General features: G+C 72.3%; 17 protein-coding genes. 3 read left to right on the top strand and 14 right to left on the bottom strand.

Annotated elements, in window-relative coordinates; genetic code table 11:
• Positions 1-165: 165 nt before the first annotated feature.
• Positions 166-1,236 carry a PLP-dependent cysteine synthase family protein gene (locus QSK36_RS21255; RefSeq protein WP_285783614.1) on the top strand — a complete coding sequence of 357 codons (1,071 nt, stop codon included), beginning with the start codon at positions 166-168 and terminating at the stop codon, positions 1,234-1,236.
• 69 nt (positions 1,237-1,305) lie between these two features.
• On the opposite strand, the gene ftsY is transcribed toward QSK36_RS21255, so the two are convergent.
• The 12 genes from ftsY to QSK36_RS21195 all read right to left on the bottom strand — a co-directional run bounded on the left by ftsY (position 1,306) and on the right by QSK36_RS21195 (position 15,199).
• Positions 1,306-2,487, bottom strand: a complete 1,182-nt coding sequence (ftsY, locus tag QSK36_RS21250; RefSeq protein ID WP_183540483.1) for a signal recognition particle-docking protein FtsY — start codon at positions 2,485-2,487, stop codon at positions 1,306-1,308.
• Between the two features lie 51 nt (positions 2,488-2,538).
• The gene (gene smc, locus QSK36_RS21245) at positions 2,539-6,282 is read right to left on the bottom strand and encodes a chromosome segregation protein SMC (RefSeq protein WP_285783613.1); all 3,744 of its coding nucleotides are present in this window, start codon (positions 6,280-6,282) and stop codon (positions 2,539-2,541) included.
• Between the two features lie 259 nt (positions 6,283-6,541).
• Entirely contained in the window at positions 6,542-6,736 is a 195-nt protein-coding gene (locus QSK36_RS21240; RefSeq protein WP_036331364.1) for a hypothetical protein, read from the bottom strand.
• 188 nt (positions 6,737-6,924) lie between these two features.
• Positions 6,925-7,194 carry an acylphosphatase gene (locus QSK36_RS21235; RefSeq protein WP_182899574.1) on the bottom strand — a complete coding sequence of 90 codons (270 nt, stop codon included), beginning with the start codon at positions 7,192-7,194 and terminating at the stop codon, positions 6,925-6,927.
• Between the two features lie 46 nt (positions 7,195-7,240).
• The gene (mutM, locus tag QSK36_RS21230) at positions 7,241-8,122 is read right to left on the bottom strand and encodes a bifunctional DNA-formamidopyrimidine glycosylase/DNA-(apurinic or apyrimidinic site) lyase (protein WP_285783612.1); all 882 of its coding nucleotides are present in this window, start codon (positions 8,120-8,122) and stop codon (positions 7,241-7,243) included.
• Positions 8,123-8,138: 16 nt separating this feature from the next.
• Positions 8,139-8,888, bottom strand: a complete 750-nt coding sequence (rnc, locus tag QSK36_RS21225; protein ID WP_139580057.1) for a ribonuclease III — start codon at positions 8,886-8,888, stop codon at positions 8,139-8,141.
• A gap of 265 nt (positions 8,889-9,153) precedes the next feature.
• Entirely contained in the window at positions 9,154-9,333 is a 180-nt protein-coding gene (rpmF, locus tag QSK36_RS21220) for a 50S ribosomal protein L32 (RefSeq protein WP_030506036.1), read from the bottom strand.
• Between the two features lies 1 nt (position 9,334).
• Positions 9,335-9,889 (bottom strand): YceD family protein, encoded by a 555-nt coding sequence (locus QSK36_RS21215; protein ID WP_139580058.1) that lies wholly within the window; start codon positions 9,887-9,889, stop codon positions 9,335-9,337.
• Between the two features lie 70 nt (positions 9,890-9,959).
• Positions 9,960-10,436 (bottom strand): pantetheine-phosphate adenylyltransferase, encoded by a 477-nt coding sequence (gene coaD, locus QSK36_RS21210; protein WP_142562236.1) that lies wholly within the window; start codon positions 10,434-10,436, stop codon positions 9,960-9,962.
• 17 nt (positions 10,437-10,453) lie between these two features.
• A complete protein-coding gene (rsmD, locus tag QSK36_RS21205) occupies positions 10,454-11,023 on the bottom strand; it encodes a 16S rRNA (guanine(966)-N(2))-methyltransferase RsmD (protein ID WP_285783611.1) in 570 nt (189 codons plus the stop codon).
• Positions 11,024-11,425: 402 nt separating this feature from the next.
• Positions 11,426-13,588, bottom strand: a complete 2,163-nt coding sequence (recG, locus tag QSK36_RS21200) for an ATP-dependent DNA helicase RecG (protein WP_139580061.1) — start codon at positions 13,586-13,588, stop codon at positions 11,426-11,428.
• Between the two features lie 36 nt (positions 13,589-13,624).
• A complete protein-coding gene (locus tag QSK36_RS21195) occupies positions 13,625-15,199 on the bottom strand; it encodes a DAK2 domain-containing protein (protein ID WP_285783610.1) in 1,575 nt (524 codons plus the stop codon).
• Between the two features lie 204 nt (positions 15,200-15,403).
• Between QSK36_RS21195 and rpmB the strand changes: the two genes are divergently transcribed.
• On the top strand, positions 15,404-15,589 hold the full coding sequence (gene rpmB / locus QSK36_RS21190) for a 50S ribosomal protein L28 (RefSeq protein WP_079312702.1): 186 nt from the start codon (positions 15,404-15,406) through the stop codon (positions 15,587-15,589).
• A gap of 109 nt (positions 15,590-15,698) precedes the next feature.
• Complete coding sequence (locus QSK36_RS21185) at positions 15,699-16,559, top strand: NAD(P)H-binding protein (protein WP_285783609.1); 861 nt, start codon at positions 15,699-15,701, stop codon at positions 16,557-16,559.
• A 4-nt stretch (positions 16,560-16,563) separates the two neighbouring features.
• Here QSK36_RS21185 and thiD read toward each other — a convergent pair whose 3' ends face one another.
• The gene (gene thiD, locus QSK36_RS21180; RefSeq protein WP_182899579.1) at positions 16,564-17,361 is read right to left on the bottom strand and encodes a bifunctional hydroxymethylpyrimidine kinase/phosphomethylpyrimidine kinase; all 798 of its coding nucleotides are present in this window, start codon (positions 17,359-17,361) and stop codon (positions 16,564-16,566) included.
• 75 nt (positions 17,362-17,436) lie between these two features.
• Positions 17,437-18,528: a hypothetical protein gene (locus tag QSK36_RS21175; protein WP_285783608.1), complete on the bottom strand. Its 1,092-nt coding sequence runs from the start codon at positions 18,526-18,528 to the stop codon at positions 17,437-17,439.
• Positions 18,529-18,838 lie beyond the last annotated feature (310 nt).

The following is an 18,838-nucleotide window of genomic DNA, read 5'->3' as shown; positions in this document are numbered from 1 at the left end:
GCGGCCAGGTCACGCGCAAGCCGAACAAGTCTCATTAGCGTAACACTGGAGCCTCAATCCGGAGTAAAATGTGGCAGATTTCACTGGCGGTCGGCAGGTGCAGGTCGGCGGAACCGGGTGCCTCCTCCTTGGTGTTCATGGCGAGGAGCGTGCCAGAGTGGCGGCATGAACCACCTGGATCGGCACGATCCGGTCACGAGGGCATGGGTGGCCGACGCCATCCAGGCCGTCGAGGCCGACGCCAACCGAAGCTGTGACACGCACCTGCATGTGTTTCCGCTCCCCTCGCACTGGGGTGTCGACCTCTATCTGAAAGACGAGTCGGTGCACCCCACCGGTTCACTCAAGCACCGTCTCGCTCGGTCCCTCTTCCTGTACGGCCTGGCCAACGGCTGGATCGGGCCCACCACCACGATCATCGAGGCGTCCAGCGGGTCCACCGCCGTGAGTGAGGCGTACTTCGCCCGGCTGCTCGGCCTGCCGTTCATCGCCGTGATCCCGGCGAGCACCTCGCCGGAGAAGCGGGAGATCATCGAGTTCTACGGCGGCAAGTGCCACCTGGTGGACGACCCGAGAGCGATCTACGACGAGTCGCACCGGCTCGCCGCCGAGACCGGCGGGCACTACATGGACCAGTTCACCTACGCCGAACGGGCGACGGACTGGCGAGGCAACAACAACATCGCCGAGAGCGTCTTCCAGCAGATGGCGCTCGAACGGCACCCGGAGCCCGCGTGGATCGTCGTCGGCGCGGGCACCGGCGGCACCTCGGCGACGATCGGCCGCTACATCCGCTATCGCCGCCACCAGACCCGGCTGTGCGTGGCCGATCCCGAGGGCTCGGCGTTCTATCCGTCCTGGATCTCGGGCGAGGAGCACGGCGGCGCCGGATCGCGGATCGAGGGCATCGGCCGGCCGCGGGTCGAGCCGTCGTTCCTGCCGACGGTCATCGACCGGATGACCCAGGTGCCGGACGCCCTGTCGATCGCGGCCATGCACTGGGTCAGAGAGGTCACCCGCAGGGAGGTCGGCGGCTCGACCGGCACCAACATCGCGGCGGCGGTGCAGATCATCCGGGAGATGCGGGAGCGGGGCGAGCGCGGCAGCGTGGTCACGCTGATCTGCGACGGCGCCGAGCGCTATCGCGACACCTACGGCGACCCGCGCTGGCTGTCGGAGCGGGGCATCGACATCGTCCCCCACCTCGAAGAGCTGCGCGCCTTCCTCCGGAGCTGACGGGCGGCGGGCCGGGGAATCGGCGGGCCGGGAATCCCGGCCCGCCGCCGTGTTCCTTGCTTTCTCGTGTCAGTCGCCGAGCAGGGCGTCGACGAAGACGTCGGGATCGAACGGCGCGAGGTCGTCCGGCCCCTCGCCGAGGCCCACCAGCTTCACGGGCACGCCCAGCTCACGTTGGACCGAGATCACGATGCCGCCCTTGGCCGTGCCGTCCAGCTTGGTCAGCGCGATGCCGGTGACGTTGACCACCTCGGCGAAGACCTGCGCCTGGCGCATGCCGTTCTGCCCGGTGGTCGCGTCGAGGACGAGGAGCACCTCGTCCACCGCCGCCTTCTTCTCGATGACCCGCTTGACCTTGCCCAGCTCGTCCATGAGGCCGGTCTTGGTGTGCAGCCGTCCCGCGGTGTCGATGATGACGGTGTCCGCCTTGTCCTCGATGCCCTTGGCCACGGCGTCGAACGCCACGGACGCCGGGTCGCCGCCCTCCGGGCCGCGCACCACACCCGCGCCGACGCGGTCACCCCACGTCTGGAGCTGGTCGGTGGCCGCCGCGCGGAAGGTGTCGGCGGCACCGAGCACGACCTTCCTGCCGTCGCCGACCAGGACCCGGGCCAGCTTGCCCGAGGTCGTGGTCTTGCCGGTGCCGTTGACGCCGACGACGAGGACGACGGCCGGCCGCTCCCCGTGCGGCTGGGTGTGCAGGGTCCTGTCGAGGTCCGGCGCGATCTGCGTGAGCAGTTCCTCGCGCAGCAGCTTGCGCACCTCATCGGGGGTGCGGGTGCCGAGCACCTTCACCTTCGTCCGCAGTTCCTCCACCATCGCACGGGTGGGGGCCACACCGACGTCGGCCGTGATCAGAGTCTCCTCGATCTCGTCCCAGACCTCGTCGTCGAGCCGGTCCCGCGACAGCAGTTCGAGCAGGCCCCGGCCGAGGACGTTCTGCGAACGGGCGAGCCTGCCGCGCAGCCGCACCATCCGGCCGGCCGAGGGCGGCGGGACCTCGATCTCGGGAGCCTTGATCAGCTCTTCGATCGGAGGGGCGGGCGGCGGCAGCGTGGTCGTCGTGCCGCCGTCCTCTTCACCCAGCCCCGTCTTCGCGGGCTCCTCCACAACGGGAGCCTTCGGCTCGGGCGGGGCCGGCGGGGCGGGCGGCAGGTCCTTCGCCTTCGGCCGGAACAGCAGCCACAGGCCACCCACCGCCAATATGGCGACGATGGCCACGATCACGATGATGCCGAGGTAACCGTCCACACCATGAAGTTTCCCAGATGACCCGCATTACTCCAGCCAGGGGCGAACTCCCTAGACCTTCTCGCGGAGGCGCTGGCTGACGACCTGGGTGACGCCGTCGCCGCGCATCGACACGCCATAGAGCGCGTCGGCGATCTCCATCGTGCGCTTCTGGTGCGTGATCACGATGAGCTGTGAGGTCTGTCTCAGTTCCTCGAACAGGGTGAGCAGCCGCTGGGTGTTGGTGTCGTCGAGCGCCGCCTCGACCTCGTCCATCACGTAGAACGGCGACGGGCGGGCCTTGAAGATCGAGACGAGGAACGCGACCGCCGTCAGCGACCGCTCGCCGCCGGACAGCAGCGACAGGCGCTTGACCTTCTTGCCGGGCGGCCGGGCCTCGACCTCGACGCCCGTGGTCAGCATGTCCTCGGGGTCGGTCAGCAGCAGGCGGCCCTCCCCGCCGGGGAAGACCCGCTGGAAGATCTGCCCGAACTCGCGCGCCACGTCCTCGAACGCCGCCGCGAAGACCTGCTCGACCCGGTCGTCGACCTCCTTGACCACGAGCAGCAGGTCGCGCCGGGTCTTCTTGAGGTCTTCGAGCTGCGAGGTGAGGAAGGCGTGCCGCTCCTCAAGGGCGGCGAACTCCTCCAGCGCCAGCGGGTTGACCTTGCCGAGCTGGGTCATCTGCCGTTCGGCCGTCCTGGCCCGCTTCTCCTGCTCCTCCCGGACGTACGGCACGGGCGGGTCGCCGGGCACCGGCACGCTCGGCCCGTATTCGGCGATCAGCGGTTCGAGCTCGATGCCGTACTCCTCCAGGGCACGCTGCTCCATCTGCTCCAGACGCAGCCGCCGCTCCGTCCTGGCCATCTCGCTGCCGTGGACCCGGTTGACCAGGGCGTCCAGCTCGGAGCTGAGCTCACGTACGCGCAGGCGCACCTGCTTGAGCTCGGTGTCGATCTGCCCGCGCGCCCGCTCGGCCTCGTCGCGCTCCTCGGCGGCCCGTGCGAGCGACCCCTCCAGGGCGCTCAGGGCGGCACGCGCGCCGTCCGCCACCGCCGCGGCGATCTCCGCCTGCCTGCGGCGGCGTTCCCGGTCGGCCGCGGCCTGGGCCCGGTCCTGCCGCTCGCGCTGGGCCGCGCGCAGGAGGGCGTCGGCGCGGCCCGCGATGCCCCGCACCCGCTCCTCGGCCGTACGGACGGTCAGCCGGGCCTCCATCTCGGCCTGCCGGGTGACGCCACAGGCGGCGGCCAGCTCGTCGCGGGTGTCGGTGGTCGGCTCCGCCTCCAGCTCGGCGGCGTACTCTGCCTCGGCGAGCTGCTCCTCCAGCTCCACGACCGCGGCCTGAGCCTGCTCGCGCGCCTCCTGGGCGTCCACCGCTGACCGGCTCAGCCGGGCCGCCTCGTCCTGGGCGGCCTTGACGGCGGCCTCCAGCCGGGCCAGCTGCTTGGCCGCCGCCGCGGCCCGCTGGTCGGCCTCCCGCTGCCTGCCGCGCAGGCGGTCGAGCCCGGCCTGCGCCGCGTTCAGCCCGTTCTGCGCGGCGTTGACGCCGCTCTGGGCGGCGCTCACGCCGCTCTGCGCCTCCGTGACCCGCCCCTGCGCCGCCTCCAGCGCGAGCTGGGACTCCCGTTCGGCGGCCACGGCCTCGGCCAGCGCCTCCGCGTGCCGTTCGGCCTCGGCCCTGGCGGTGGCGAGATCGGCGGCGGCCTCGTCCAGGGCCGTGCGCATCTGCAGCAGGGAGGAGCCGCCGCCCGAGCCGCCGTGCGCGGCGTGGACGCCGAGCAGGTCGCCGGACGTCGTGACGGCCCGCAGCTCCGGATGGGCGTCCACCACCTTGCGCGCGCTGAGCAGGTCGGGCACCACGACCACGTCGGACAGCAGCGCCTCCACGGCGGGGCGCAGCTCGTCCGGCACGGTCACCAGGTCGGCGGCCCATTCGGCGCCCGCGACGGGCGCCTCCGGCCGCCCGCCACCGCTCTGCCCGCCACCGCTCTGTCCACCGCTGCTCTGGCGGTCGCCCGCGATCAGGAGGGCGGCGCGGCCGGCGTCGGCCTCGCGCAGGTGCTCGACGGCGGCCACGGCGGCGGTCAGCGAGGCGACACCCACCCCGTCCACGGCCAGCACGGCCGCGACGGCCGCCTCCGCCCCCGGGCGTACGGCGAGCAGCGCGGCGATCGGGCCGAGCACGCCGGGCAGACCGGCGCCGAGCAGCGCGGCGGCCCCGTCCGCTCCCCCGGCCAGGCTCATCTCCAGGGCCTCGCACCGGGCCTGGAGAGCGGCGACCGCGCGCTGTGAATCCTGGTCGGCCGCTCGGGCCGTGCTCACGGCGGCCTTGGCGGCGGCGAGCGCGTCCCTGGGCGCGGCCAGGTCGGCCCGCGCCCGCTCCACGACGGCCTCGGCCTGCTCGGCCTCGGCCCTGGCCTCCTCCACGGCGGCGCGGGCGAGGTCCACTCCCTCCTGCGCGGCCTCCAGCTCGGCCGTGAGCTCGGGGTCGGCCGGCGGCTCGTCGAGCGCCTGCGCGTCGAGCTCGTCCTGGGCCTGCTCCGCGCGCCGGGTGGCGTCCTCGACGGCCTTGGTGAGCCTGCCGATCTCGTCACCGGCGGCCCTGGCCCGGCTCCTGGCCGACTCGACCTGGCCGCGGAGGCGGGCGAGGGCCTCGCGGCGGTCGGCCGCGGCGCGGGCGGCAACGGTCAGGCGCCGCTCCTCGGCGGCCAGCGCCTCCTCGGCCTCCGCGCGGACCTCGACGGCGGCCGCGAGCCGCTCGCGCGCCTCGTCCAGCTCCTCCGCCAGCACCCGCTCCTGCTCCCGCACCTCGGCGGCCTCGCGCTCCAGGTCCTCCGGGTCGCGCCCGCGTCGCTCGATGGACGCGGCGTCCGCGGCGTGCCGCCGCCGTTCGGCCGCGAGGCTCTCCACGCCGCGCAGCCGCTCCCGCAGGGCGGAAAGGCGGTAGAAGGTCTCCTGCGCGGCCTTGAGGCGCGGCTGGGCGTCGTTCTCGGCCGCCTCCAGCTCGGCCTCCCGCCGCTGGCCCTCGGCCAGCTCCGCCTCCACGTGGGCGCGCCGCGCCTGTACGGCCGCCTCGTCGGCCTCCTCCCGCTGCAGCGTGTCGCGGAGGGTGATCACGTCGTCGGCGAGCAGCCGCAGCCGCGCGTCACGCAGGTCGGCCTGGATGACGGCCGCCTTGCGGGCGATCTCGGCCTGCCGGCCCAACGGTTTGAGCTGGCGGCGCAGCTCGGCCACGAGGTCCTGGACGCGGGTCAGGTTGGCCTGCATCGCGTCGAGCTTGCGGAGGGCCTTCTCCTTGCGCTTGCGGTGCTTGAGTACGCCCGCGGCCTCCTCGATGAACGCCCGGCGCTCCTCCGGACCCGCGTGCAGCACCTGGTCGAGCTGGCCCTGGCCGACGATCACGTGCATCTCCCGGCCGATGCCGGAGTCGGACAGCAGCTCCTGGATGTCGAGCAGGCGGCAGGTGTCGCCGTTGATGGCGTACTCGCTCTGGCCGGACCGGAACATCAGCCGGCTGATCGTCACCTCGGTGTAGTCGATCGGGAGCGCGCCGTCGGTGTTGTCGATCGTCAGCGTGACCTCGGCGCGGCCGAGGGGCGGGCGGCTGGAGGTGCCCGCGAAGATCACGTCCTCCATCTTGCCGCCGCGCAGCGACTTGGCGCTGTGCTCGCCCATCACCCATGCGAGGGCGTCCACGACGTTGGACTTGCCGGAACCGTTGGGGCCCACCACGGCGGTGATGCCCGGCTCGAAGCGGAGGGTGGTGGCCGAGGCGAAGGACTTGAAACCGCGTAAGGTGAGCGTCTTGAGGTACACGTCCGCCCCCCTCGGTGCCGCCTGGCGTTCGGGGGGAAAGACTACAGCTCCCAAGGGCCGGGTACGCGGGGATAGGCACCGGCGGCCCGCCTGGGGAACGAATACGGGTAAGGCAAGCCGGGCGGTTCGCCCATCCCGCCCACGGCCCGTTATCTATGATCTGTTAGCCGTCGAATCAATTGCCGGGGAACGACGGCGGAAATGGCAAGGGACGCCTTTGCGGGGCGTCCCTACAATCCTTTCCCGTTCCTGCCGGTCCTCAGGTGAGAGCCGGCTCGCGATCCTGCAGCCGGACCAGGGCCTCGTCACGAGTTTGCGCCGCGAGCGCGTCGTTCTGGGCCTGGAGCCGGGTGAGTTCTGCCTCGAGGTCGCGGATGCGCTGCTGGAGACGGCGCATTTCCGAGATCATCCGAGGGTCAGGACCGCCGACGTGGCCGAGTAGAGCCTTCGCCATAGTAAAGGGTCCTCCACGCTGAGTGACCAGACTGGTTCGCGCACTTCATGCCGCGGGAGGGGTGCGCGTGGTTCCTCTCAAGAGTCGCACCGGCAATGGAGACGGTCAAGTTGAACGCTCCGCACAGGCGTGCCGGTGGGCACTCTCGCTAGATAAATATACCGGATTTGAGGGGTTTGAGGGAAGCCCTACCTCTCGACAAACCCGGCGATACCTCTCTTCGCATCGCTCCAGCGCTCGACCACCCCCTCAACACGGCCGGGCGTGTCTCCGGTGCGTAACAACGACAGGAGCCGCTCGCACGACTCCCTCGGGCCCTCGGCGACGACCTCGACCCTCCCGTCGGCCAGGTTCGAGGCCCACCCGACGAGCCCGAGCTCCAGTGCGCGGGCACGGGTCCACCAGCGGAACCCCACACCCTGCACCCGTCCCCGGACCCATGCCGTCAACCGAACCACGCCTACAAGTATCCAGATCGACTTCGGCCGCCACAGGCGGGGGTCCCTAAGGGCGGGCGTTCCTCGGGCGGGGCTGGCACTTCGGGCAGCTGTAGGAGGACCGGTTCATGAACGCCTCGCGCCGGATGGGCGTCCCGCAGCGGCGGCAGGGCTCGTCCCGCCTGCCGTACACGGCGAGCGAGCGGTCGAAGTAGCCGCTCTCGCCGTTGACGTTCACGTAGAGGCTGTCGAAGGACGTGCCGCCCTGCCCCAGCGCCTCGTTCATGACCGCGCGGATCGCCGCCAGCAGTTCGGTGATCTTCGGCCGGGTCAGCGTCTCCGTCGGCCGCGCCCAGTGCAGGCGCGCGCGCCACAACGCCTCGTCCGCGTAGATGTTGCCCACCCCGCTGATCAGCGACTGGTCGAGCAGCGCCCGCTTGATCCCCGTCCGGCGCAGCCGCAGCCGTACGGCGAACTCCGCGTCGTCGAAGGCGTCCTCAAGCGGGTCGGCGGCGATGTGCGCGATCGGCTCGGGCACCGGCCGACCCCGCCCCGCGACCATGGGCGCCACCAGGAGGTGCCCGAAGGTGCGCTGGTCGACGAAGCGTAACTCCAGGCCGCCGTCCGTGAAGCCCATGCGCACGCGCAGGTGCTTCTCGATGGGCGACAGCGGGTCCACGACGAGAAGCTGGCCGCTCATGCCGAGATGGGCGATCAGCGCCTCACCGGGCTCCTCCTCGCCGGAGGCGCCGTCCCGCAGGGGCAGCCACAGGTATTTGCCGCGCCGCTCGGCCGACGCCAGCGTGCGGCCCTTGAGCTGGGCGGGCAGCTCGCCGACGTTGCGGCGGACCGCCCGGGGGTGCAGGACCTCGGCCGCGGCCACCGTCCGGCCGGCGACCCAGCTCTCCAGGCCCTTGCGGACGACCTCGACCTCGGGCAGTTCGGGCATGCGCCGTCTCCCCGGCTCAGGCGCGTACGGGACCGGCGCCCTCGCGGGCGTCGCGCAGCGCGCGGATCGCGGTCCAGGCCGCCTCGGCCGCCTGCTGCTCGGCCTCCTTCTTGCTGCGCCCGGAGCCCTTGCCGTACTCCTTGCCGCCCACGCGCACGGTCGCGGAGAACGACTTGGCGTGGTCGGGCCCGCTCTCGTCGACGTGGTACTCCGGCACGCCGAGCATCTCGGCGGCGGTGAGCTCCTGCAGGGACGTCTTCCAGTCGAGCCCGGCGCCCAGCGACGCCGACCGCGTGATGAGCGGGTCGAACAGCAGGTGGACGACGCGGAACGCCTCGTCCAGGCCCTTGTCGACGTACACCGTGCCGATCAGGGCCTCGAGCGTGTCGGCCAGGATGGACGACTTGTCCCGGCCGCCCGTGCCCTCCTCGCCGCGGCCCAGCCGCAGGTATTTGCCGAGGTCGAGCGTCCTGGCGACGTCCGCGAGCGCCCGCATGTTGACCACGGCGGCGCGCAGCTTGGCGAGCTGGCCCTCCGGCAGGTCCGGGTGGTTGCGGAACAGCGTGTCCGTCACCACGAGACCCAGCACCGAGTCGCCCAGGAACTCCAGGCGCTCGTTCGTCGGCAGTCCGCCGTTCTCATACGCGTATGAGCGGTGCGTCAGCGCCCGCTCGAGGATGCCGGTGCTGAGCCGGACATCCAGAGTCTGGAACAGCTCGTCCCTCGCGACCTCGACGGGCACGGGCTTTACAGACGGCGCGGCCATGAATTCCTCCCAACTCCTAGGTGCAGGCAGGGCCGTGCACGGGAGGCAGGTGGACCGGCCGAAGGCCCGAAGGCGTGGTGGACGCCGGTCCGCCGGGAGCCGATGGCCCCGGCGCCCACCACGGCCGCGGGCGTGCATGTCGGTGCGTACCGTCCAACCGCCACCGCACGTTCCTTTGGAGAACGGTAACCCTTTGAAGCACGGTAACGCCGACCGGCTCGTTTTGACGATCCGGCCGGCGTCCCGACGTTCCCTTACCGCGCGATCAGGCCGACGGCTCGACGACCTGACGGCGGTTGTAGGTGCCGCAGGTCGGGCACGCCACGTGCGGGCGCTTGGGCGAGCGGCACTGCGGGCAGCTCACGAGTGCGACCGCCGCCGCCTTCCACTGGGACCTGCGGGCGCGGGTGTTGCTCCGCGACATCTTCCGCTTGGGGACGGCCACGTCAACCCTCCTGATCGTCTTCCTGTTCCACAACCAAACCCTGCAGCGTCGCCCAGCGGGCGTCGATCGTTTCGTGCCGGTGGTCAGGGCCGGCCTCCGCCAGCCTGATCCCGCACTCCGCACACAGACCGGGGCAGTCCTCACCGCACACCGGGCTGAGCGGCAGTGCGAGCACCACCGCGTCACGGAATACCGGCTCGAGATCGAGCAGTTCGCCGTCGAGGAGCAGATCGTCCTCTGCGGCGTCCTCCGCCGAGTAGAAGTAGAGCTCCTGGAAGTCGACCTCGATCTCCGAGGTCAACGGGTCCAGGCAGCGCGAGCACTCCCCCGTCAGGGGAGTCTGCGCCGTGCCCGTGACGAGCACGCCCTCCATCACCGCCTCGAGCCGGATGTCCAGCTCGACGTCGGCGTCCTTGGGAACGCCGATCATTCCGACCGCGAGGTCCGCCGGTGCCGGGAGGACCGGGCTGAGCGTGCGCATCGATCCCGGTCGGCGCCCCAGGTCGTGGGTGGATATCACCCAGGGGGCTCGGGGATCGAGGCTGTGCAGACTCATCCTGCTCTCGTTAGGCATGGCGAATCACCGCCGTCGTGCAAGGCTGAAAGGCAAGAATACCAGCTCAGGTTCAGCCCCTGAGCCGCTCCACGAGCAACTGGTGGACGAGGTCGGGGACCAGGCCCGACACGTCCCCGCCGTACCGGGCGATCTCCTTGAGCCTGCTGGACGACAGGAAGGAGTACTCGGGGTTGGTGGACATGAACAGCGTCTCGACGCCCGACATCCGGTAGTTGAGCTGGGCCATCTGCAGCTCGTAGTCGAAGTCGCTGACCGCCCGCAGGCCCTTCACGATGGCCGGGATGCCCTGCTGCCTGCAGAAGTCGACCAGCAGGCCGTGGAACTTCTCGACCCGGACGTTGCCGTACTCCTTCGTCACCGCCTGGAGCATCTCGATGCGCTCGTCGACGGTGAACAGGCTGTGCTTCTCGATGTTGATGAGCACGGCCACGACGACCTCGTCATACAGCCGTGACGTCCGGCCGATGATGTCCAGATGTCCGTTGGTCACGGGATCGAACGACCCCGGGCAGACGACACGACGCAAGGCGCACCCCCATAGATTCACGGGTTCCCGGCTGCGCGACCGTACCAAACGGCCGCTTCGCCGTATCGACGGACCCTGTCTTCCGTGAAACCCGCGGGCCACACCAGGTCCTTACCCCTCGACTCCCGCTCGACGGCGACAAGCGCGCCCTCCGCCAGCCAGCCGTTGTCGCGCAGCGCCGCCAGCACCCGGGAGACCGCCTCGTCGGAGACGGCGTAGGGCGGATCGGCGAAGACGAAGTCGTACGGCTCCTCGCACGGCCGGCCCACCACCCGCTCCACCTTGTCGGCCCGCAGGGACGCCCCCGGCAGCCCGAGCGACGTGATGTTCTCCCTGATCGTGCGTGCGGCCCTGGGGTCCGACTCGACCAGCAGCGCGTGGGCCGCCCCCCTGCTCAGCGCCTCAAGTCCGACGGCGCCCGACCCGGCGTACAGGTCGAGGACCCGGATCCCGTCCAGCGGGCCGAGCGCGGAGCCGACGGTGGCGAACAGGCCCTCCCGGGTGCGGTCGCTCGTCGGCCTGGTCGATCTCCCCGGCGGGACGGCCAGCCTGCGTCCCCCCGCCGTCCCTGCGATCACCCGCGTCACGCCTTCATTGTCCCGCCCGCGACGGCCTTCCCGGCACGGCGGGCGAAGGGCCCGGAAGATCGCCAGTGCCGCGACCGACAAGATCTGCCCGGGGCAAAGATTGGCGGGAGGGGCACGAGGTCAAGAGTGGGCAAGCGGCGGCGACGAATGAGTAAGAGCCGTATCGCGGGCTCCGTCACATGCGCATCATGAGTTCTGCGGCCTTCACGGTGACCCAGGGGAAGGCCGGCCGGCGTGGTCGTGAGCCCTTCCGCACGTCGGCGCCCTCGGCACCTGACCCGAGGGCGGGCCCAGCCGGGGGCGGCATTCGGGGGGAGGCCGTCCCAAGGCTGGGCCCTGGGTCGTCAACGGGCGTCGTGTTCACACGGCGCCCGTTTCAATTTCCCGCCCTCGCGCCGGCGGTCACGCTTTTTCGAGGAACTCGGCGCGTTCGTCGGCGACCATGGTGTCGATCTCGGCGCGCAGCGCCGGGTGGGCCGACAGCGTGGAATCGGCGGACAGCAGGGCGGTCGCCTCGGCCCGGGCGCTCTCGATCACGTCCTCGTCACGCAGAAGCTGGAGCAGCTTGAGCGAGGACCTGCGCCCCGACTGGGCGGCGCCGAGCACGTCGCCCTCCCGGCGCTGCTCCAGGTCCACACGGGACAGCTCGAACCCGTCGAGCGTCGCGGCCACCGCGTCGAGCCTGCGGCGCGCCTGGGTGCCCTCCGGGGCCTCGCTCACGAGCAGGCACAGTCCGGGCAGGCCGCCCCGGCCCACCCGGCCGCGCAACTGGTGGAGCTGGGAGACGCCGAAGCGGTCGGCGTCCATGATGACCATCACCGACGAGTTGGGGACGTCGACGCCGACCTCGATGACCGTGGTCGCGACCAGGACGTCGATCTCGCCCCGGGCGAAGGCGCGCATCGCCGCGTCCTTGTCCTCGGGCGCGAGCTTGCCGTGCAGCGCCTGAATCCGCAGGCCGGCCAGCGGCCCCTCCCCGAGCATGCGCGCGACGTCGAGGACCGCCAGGGGCGGCCTGCGCTCGTCGTCGTCCTTCGCCAGGTCGCCCTCGTCGCCCTCCTGGTCGCCGATGCGCGGGCACACCACGTACGCCTGGCGGCCCAGGCCGACCTCCTCACGGACCCGCTGCCAGGCGCGGTCGAGGAAGTGGGGCTTCTCCGCGGCGGGCACCACGTGAGTGGTGATCGGGGCCCTGCCCGAGGGGAGCTGGGACAGCGTGGAGACCTCCAGGTCGCCGAACACGGTCATGGCGACCGTGCGCGGGATCGGCGTCGCCGTCATGACCAGCACGTGGGGACGTCCGCCGCCGCCCTTCTCGCGCAGGGCGTCGCGCTGCTCGACGCCGAACCTGTGCTGCTCGTCCACCACGACCAGCCCGAGGTCGGCGAACTGGACGTGCTCCTGGAGCACGGCGTGGGTGCCGATCACGATGCCGGCCGCGCCGGAGGCCGCGTCGAGCAGCGCGCTGCGCCGCGCGGCGGCCCCCATCGAGCCGGTGAGCAGCGCGACCGCGGTCCCGCCGAACATCCCGCCGGCCGCGAGATCGCCCAGCATGTTCACGATCGACCGGTGGTGCTGCTGGGCGAGGACCTCGGTGGGGGCGAGCAGCACGGCCTGCCCGCCGGAGTCGACCACCTGGAGCATCGCGCGCAGCGCGACCACGGTCTTGCCCGCGCCGACCTCGCCCTGCAGGAGCCGGTGCATGGGGTGTTCACGGGCGAGGTCGGCGGCGATCTCCTCGCCGACCTGCCGCTGCCCCTCGGTGAGCTGGAACGGCAGCCGCTTGTCGAACTCGCGCAGCAGCCCGTCGTCACGCCCGGGGCGGGCCATGGCGAGCCAGGCGGACGCGGCCATGCGCCGCCGCACCAGGACGGCCTGCAGGACGAACGCCTCGTCGAACTTCAGCCGGTCGTGCGACCGGGCGACGTCCGCCTGGCTGCGGGGCCGGTGGACGCGCCGCAGCGCCTCCTCGATCGGCAGCAGCCCCAGCCGCTCCCGTATCTCGGCGGGCACCGGGTCGTCCAGGCTGAGCACGTCGAGCACCGTGCGCACGGCCCGGCGGATCTTCCAGCTCGGCAGCCCCTGGGCGGAGGGGTAGATCGGCACCAGCGCGGAGGCGAACTCCTCGGCCGTCTCCTCCGTCTCGTCGAACGACTCGTACTCGGGATGGGTGAGCGAGACGCGCCTGGTCCTCCCGCCGACGAAGACGCCGACCTTGCCGGAGAACATCGCCTCGGTGCCCGGCGTGAGCCGCTGCTCGGCGACGTAGGCGCCCTTGCCGAAGAAGGCCAGGTGCAGCTTCTCCTTGCCGTCGGTCACCTCGATGTCGAGCCAGGTGCCCTGCCGGTTCTTCATCGGCCTGCGAACGGCGGACGACACCTTGGCCACCACGGTGACGTGCTCGTCGTGCTCCAGTGACGCGATGGGCGTCAGCTCCCCCCGCTGCGCGTACCGCCGCGGATAGTGGCGCAGCAGTTCACCGACCGTGCTGATGCCCAGCGCGCTCTCCAGCGGGGCGGCCGACCTGCCGACCACCTTCTTGAGCGGCTCGTCGAAGCTCGTCACGACACCAATTCCTACCCGTACAGGCCGACAATCCGGCTACTCGACGCCGATCAGAAGGGGATAGCCGCCCTGCCCGCCCTCGTACACGACGATCTCCAGGTCCGGGCGGACGCGCTCCAGGTGGTCGCGTACCGCCCGCAGGAGCGCCTCGGGCGCGCCGGCGCCGGTGACGAGCGTGACCATCTCGCTGCCGCCGGAGACCAGGCGCCGGACGACCCCCACCGCGGTCGCGGCCAGGTCCGCGCCGATCAGCGCGACCTCGCCGTCCACCACCCCGAGCACGTCACCGGGGCGGCAGATCCCGGCGCTGGTCATCGCCTCGCGATCGGCCACCCACACGTGCCCGTGGCGGGTGTGCCCGGCGGCGTCGGTCATCGCCACGATGTCGTCGTCGAAGCGGCGCAGCGGGTCGTGCACGGCCAGCGCGGCCAGGCCCTGCACCGACGCCCGGGTGGGCAGGACGCTGACCGTCACGCCCTCCTCCCTGGCGATCTCCGCGGCGGCCACGGCGACGTCGTACACGGCCGCGTCGTTGGGCAGCACCGCGACCTCGGTCCCGGCCTCGCGGACGGCCCGCAGCAGGGCCGCCGCCGTCGGGGCCGAGCCCGGCTCACGCCGCACGACCACCGCTCCCGCCTCACGGAACAGGGCCGCCAGGCCGTCCCCTGCGGCGACCGCGACGACGCCCCTCGCCGGGCCCGGCTCGTGCGGCCGTCCCCCGAGGTAGGTCACCTTGATCCGATGCGGGCGTCCCGCCCGCAGCCCGGCCTCGATCGCCGCGCCCGCGTCGTCCACGTGGACGTGGACGTTCCACAGACCCTCCCCGCCGACGATCACCAGGCTGTCCCCCAGCGCGTCGAGCTCGCCTCTCAGCCGGTCCACTTCGTGCGCGCCCGCGTCCAGGAGGTACATGACCTCGTAACCGGGGCCGCCCGCGTCCCGCCGCCCGAGCTCCTCCGGCGCGATCCGCCCGGCCGGGGCAGGCACCTCGTGCCGCTCGCTGTACGCCTCGGTCACCACCTCGGCCAGGCTCTCCAGCATGATCACCAGCCCGGCCGCGCCCGCGTCCACCACGCCGTTGCGGGACAGCACGTCGAGCTGACCCGTCGTGCGGCGCAGGGCCCGCCGTGCCTCGTCCGCCGCCCGGCAGGCCACCTCGGTCAGGTCGTCGGGCGCGTCGCGTACGGCTAGCGCCGCGGCCGACAGCACGCTCAGCACCGTGCCCTCCACCGGCCGGACCACCGCCGCCCTGGCCATCTCGGCCGCCCTCGTCAGGCCGTCGCGCAGGTCGGCGCCGCCTCCCTGCGCGCACCGGAGCACCTCGCCCATGCCCCTGACGGCCTGGCTGACGATCACCCCGGAGTTGCCCCGCGCGCCGAGCAGGGCCCCGCGCGTCAGGGCCTCCCACGTGGCGCCCGCGTCCGCGTCGCCGGGCAGCGCGTCCACCGCCTCGGCCGCCGACAGGATCGTGAGGTGCAGGTTCGTGCCGGTGTCCCCGTCGGGCACGGGGAACACGTTGAGCGCGTCGATCTCCGCCCTGGCCCGGCCGAGGGCCGCCGCGCAGTGGCGCGACCAGCGGCGCACCGCGGGGGGATCGAGCACCTTGAGCATCAGGCCGACCTTCCTTCCGCGCTCCAGCCCCTCGATGCGCTACCGTTGGCGGGTACGAGACTATCCCCGTTCGCCGGAGTCCCGTTTGGCATGCACCGGCGAACATCGGATATCCTCGTGTGGCCAGCCGGTTGTCCCGGCATTGCTCGGACGAGCCGCTGCACCGGCGCCGGGCCGATCGACTGATTCAAAGGAGCGATTACCGTGGCTTCCGTCTGCGACGTCTGCGCCAAGAAGCCGATTTTCGGCAACAACATCTCCCACTCGCACCGCCGCACCCGCCGCCGCTGGAACCCCAACATCCAGACCGTGCGCGCGGTGGTCAACGGGACGCCGAAGCGGATGAACGTCTGCACCTCCTGCATCAAGGCGGGCAAGGTCTCGCGCTGACCGTCTGACTCCCTCGAGAGCCCGCCACCGGATCGGTGGCGGGCTCTCGTGCTCCCGTGCTCCCGTGGCCGGCGACGGCGAGGATGCGCACCGGAATATCCCTGGCACGGTGCGGTTGATCACGGTCATGGCCCAGATTCTCGTCACGGGCGCGACCGGCAACGTCGGCCGGGAAGTCGCCGCTCAGCTCATATCCGCCGGTGTCCCGGTGCGCGCGTTCGTCCGCGATGCCCGGACGACCCGCCTGCCGGAAGGCGTGGAGATCGCGACAGGAGACCTGTCCGAGCCGGAAACCCTGGAAAGGGCGCTGAGCGGGATCACGACGGTGTTCCTGGTCTGGCCCTTCCTCACGTCCGAGGGCGCGCCGGCCGTCCTCGCCACGATCGCGGGCTCCGCCCGCCGCCTCGTCTACCTGTCGTCGTCAGGCGTGAACGAGGAGGCCGGGCGGCAGAGCGATCCGATCAACCGGCTCCACGCCGACATGGAGAGCCTCATCGAGGCGTCGGGCCTGGAGTGGACCATCCTGCGTGCCGACACGATCGCCTCCAACGCGCTGGGGTGGGCCGGGCAGATCCGGCAGGACGGTGTCGTACGCGGCCCCGACATCGCCCCCACAGCGGTGGTGCACCAGGCCGACGTCGCGGCCGTGGCGGCACGCGTGCTGACCGGCGACGGGCACGTGGGCGCCACGCACGTGCTGACCGGACCACAGGTGGTGAGCAGGGCCGACCAGGTCCGCTTGATCGGCGAGGCGATCGGCCGTCCGCTGCGCTTCGAGAAGGTTCCCGTGGAGGTGGCTCGGGAGCGGATGCTCGCGGACGGAAGGCCGCCCGCCCTGGTCGAGGCACTGCTGGCGAGCACGCGACGACCCCGCTCCGACCTGATCACCTCGACGGTGGAAGAGATCGTCGGAAGGCCCGCGCGAACATTCCGGGAATGGGCCGCCGACCACGCGGCCGACTTCCGCTGACGACTCAGGCGTCCGCCCGCATCCGCCAGCCGTGGTCCACGGGACCGATGCCCGCGCCCAGCGGGAAGCCGTGCGCGATCGCGCCCGTGACGTACTCCTTGGCCCGCCGTACGGCGCCGGGCACGTCCTCGCCGAGAGCGAGGTACGACGCGATCGCCGAGGCGAGCGTGCAGCCGGTGCCGTGGGTGTGCCGGTTGTCGTGCCGCTCGGCGGTGAAGCGATGCGCGCTCGACCCGTCGGTGAGCAGGTCAACCGGCTCCCCGGGGAGGTGACCGCCCTTGATCAGCGCCCATTTCGGGCCGAGGGTCAGCACGGCCTCGGCGGCGCGGGGCAGGTCGTCCTCGTCCTCGACCTTGACGCCCGTGAGCTGCTCGACCTCCCACAGGTTGGGGGTGACCACGGTCGCGGTCGGCAGGAGCACGCTCTTGACGGTCTCCACGGCCTCCGGCGCGAGCAGGCTGTCGCCGTGTTTGGACACGCCGACCGGGTCCACCACGACGGGCGCGGTCACGCCGGCGAGCACCTCCGCGACGGTCTCCACCAGCACGGACGACGCCAGCATGCCCGTCTTGATCGCCTGGGCTCCGATGTCGCCGAGGACCGAGTCGAGCTGCGCCCGCACCGCCTCCGGGGGCAGTTCCCAGTAGCCCTGCACGCCCAGTGAGTTCTGCGCCGTCACGGCCGCGATGACGCTCATGCCGTGCACACCGAGGGCCAGCATGGTCTTCAGGTCGGCCTGGATGCCGGCGCCGCCGCCGGAGTCCGAGCCCGCGATGGTCAGGACACGTGGTGGGGTGGTCATGCGCCCATCCAACCAAAACGCCCGTCGCTCCCTCGAAAACGCCCCGTCCCCATCCGGCGGCCCCGATGAGGGCGGTCAGTCGCCGCGCCGGGACGGGCCGGGGCCGGTCACCTCGCATCGCCCCTCGGAGAGCACGCAGTCGGCGGGTGCGGCCGACGCGCCGTCCGCGTGGACGGTCAGCGTCAGCGTGCCGCCCTCGTCCAGCGCGGCCTGCGAGCTCAGGGTCAGGGTGTCGCCCTGCTGCCGCCAGTCCGCCCCCTCGACCGCGGTCACCTGCCCGCCGACGGCCAGCCGGATGGTCCATGCGGGCAGGGCCGGTCCCTCGTTGCGTACGGCGATCCGGGCCGCGTATCCGCTCTCGTCCCGGTCTGTCACCGTGAACCGCACCCGCACGGCCGGACCGCCGCCGGCGAGAGCGGATCTCGTCCACGCCGTGTTCGGGCCGGTCGTGTGGTTCGGGCCGGTCGTGTGGTTCGGGCCGGCACCGGCCTCGTCCGTGCCCGCGGTGTCCCCTGTGCCCGCGGTGTCCCCGGTGTTGTCAGTGTCGTCCAGCGCGGTCTCTCCGGGAGTCGCGCCGTCGTCGGACGCGGTGCCCGTGTCGTCCGGGGCGGCCGTGACGGCGGCGGGAGCATCGCCCACCCGTGGAGACGCGTGGGCCGACGCGCGCGGGGCGGGGGTGGACGGGGTGCGCGTACGGGCGGACGCGTGGTCGCGATCCCGGCCCTTCGAGGCCGTCGTGGAAACCGGCGTGGCCTGAGGAGCCGCCGAGTTCTTCCCCGTGTCGTTCTGGCCTGTTCCACCCTGATCGACACCGGTCTTGCCGGAGTCCCCCTGGCCGTTATGGGCCGGGTCGCCGGTCGGATCGCCGGTCGGGTCGCCCGGGGCGGGCGTCTCGCCGAGGGCCTGGCCGGAGCCGGACGCTCCGTACGGCCCGCCCGCGGCGGCGCAGTTCTCCGAGGTCGGGCAGGCCGTCGTCGGCTGCTCCATGCTCAGGGAGGTCCGTCCGGCGATCAGCCGGGCGCCGCCGGCCGTGACGCCCACGGCCAGCAGCACCGACAGTCCCGACACGAGCGCCAGTCGCCGCATCCGTCTCGGCTGCTTCGCGGGGTCGTCCCGGTCCCGGTCCTGCCCGGGAAGGCCGCCGTCCCCGGCGCCCGCGGTCGTCACCAGACGCTCGGACGGTGCCCGCCGCTCCGGCGGCGCCAGGCTCCCGGAACTCAGCCTCCCTGACCCCAGGCTCCCGGAACTCAGGCTCTCGGACTCAAGCCTCTCGGGCGACAGGGCGGCGAACATCCGGGTCGTCGCCTCCGACGGCGGCACGGGCCACGGCACGGCTCCACCGGTTGTCACACCACCAGCGGTCGTCTCCGAAGGCGGCGCCGGCCAGGGCGCGTCCCCGCCGCTCGGCCGCGGCCCGAAACGGCCGAGCCCGGGAGGGGTCTGCGGGGTGTCATCCGGTGCCGCCGGAGGGCGGAAG

The sequence above is a fragment of the Microbispora sp. NBRC 16548 genome (assembly GCF_030268985.1).
Lineage (GTDB): Bacteria > Actinomycetota > Actinomycetes > Streptosporangiales > Streptosporangiaceae > Microbispora > Microbispora catharanthi.
Note: the sequence above shows the minus strand (reverse complement) of the source record. Positions and strands in the feature narration are given on the sequence as shown.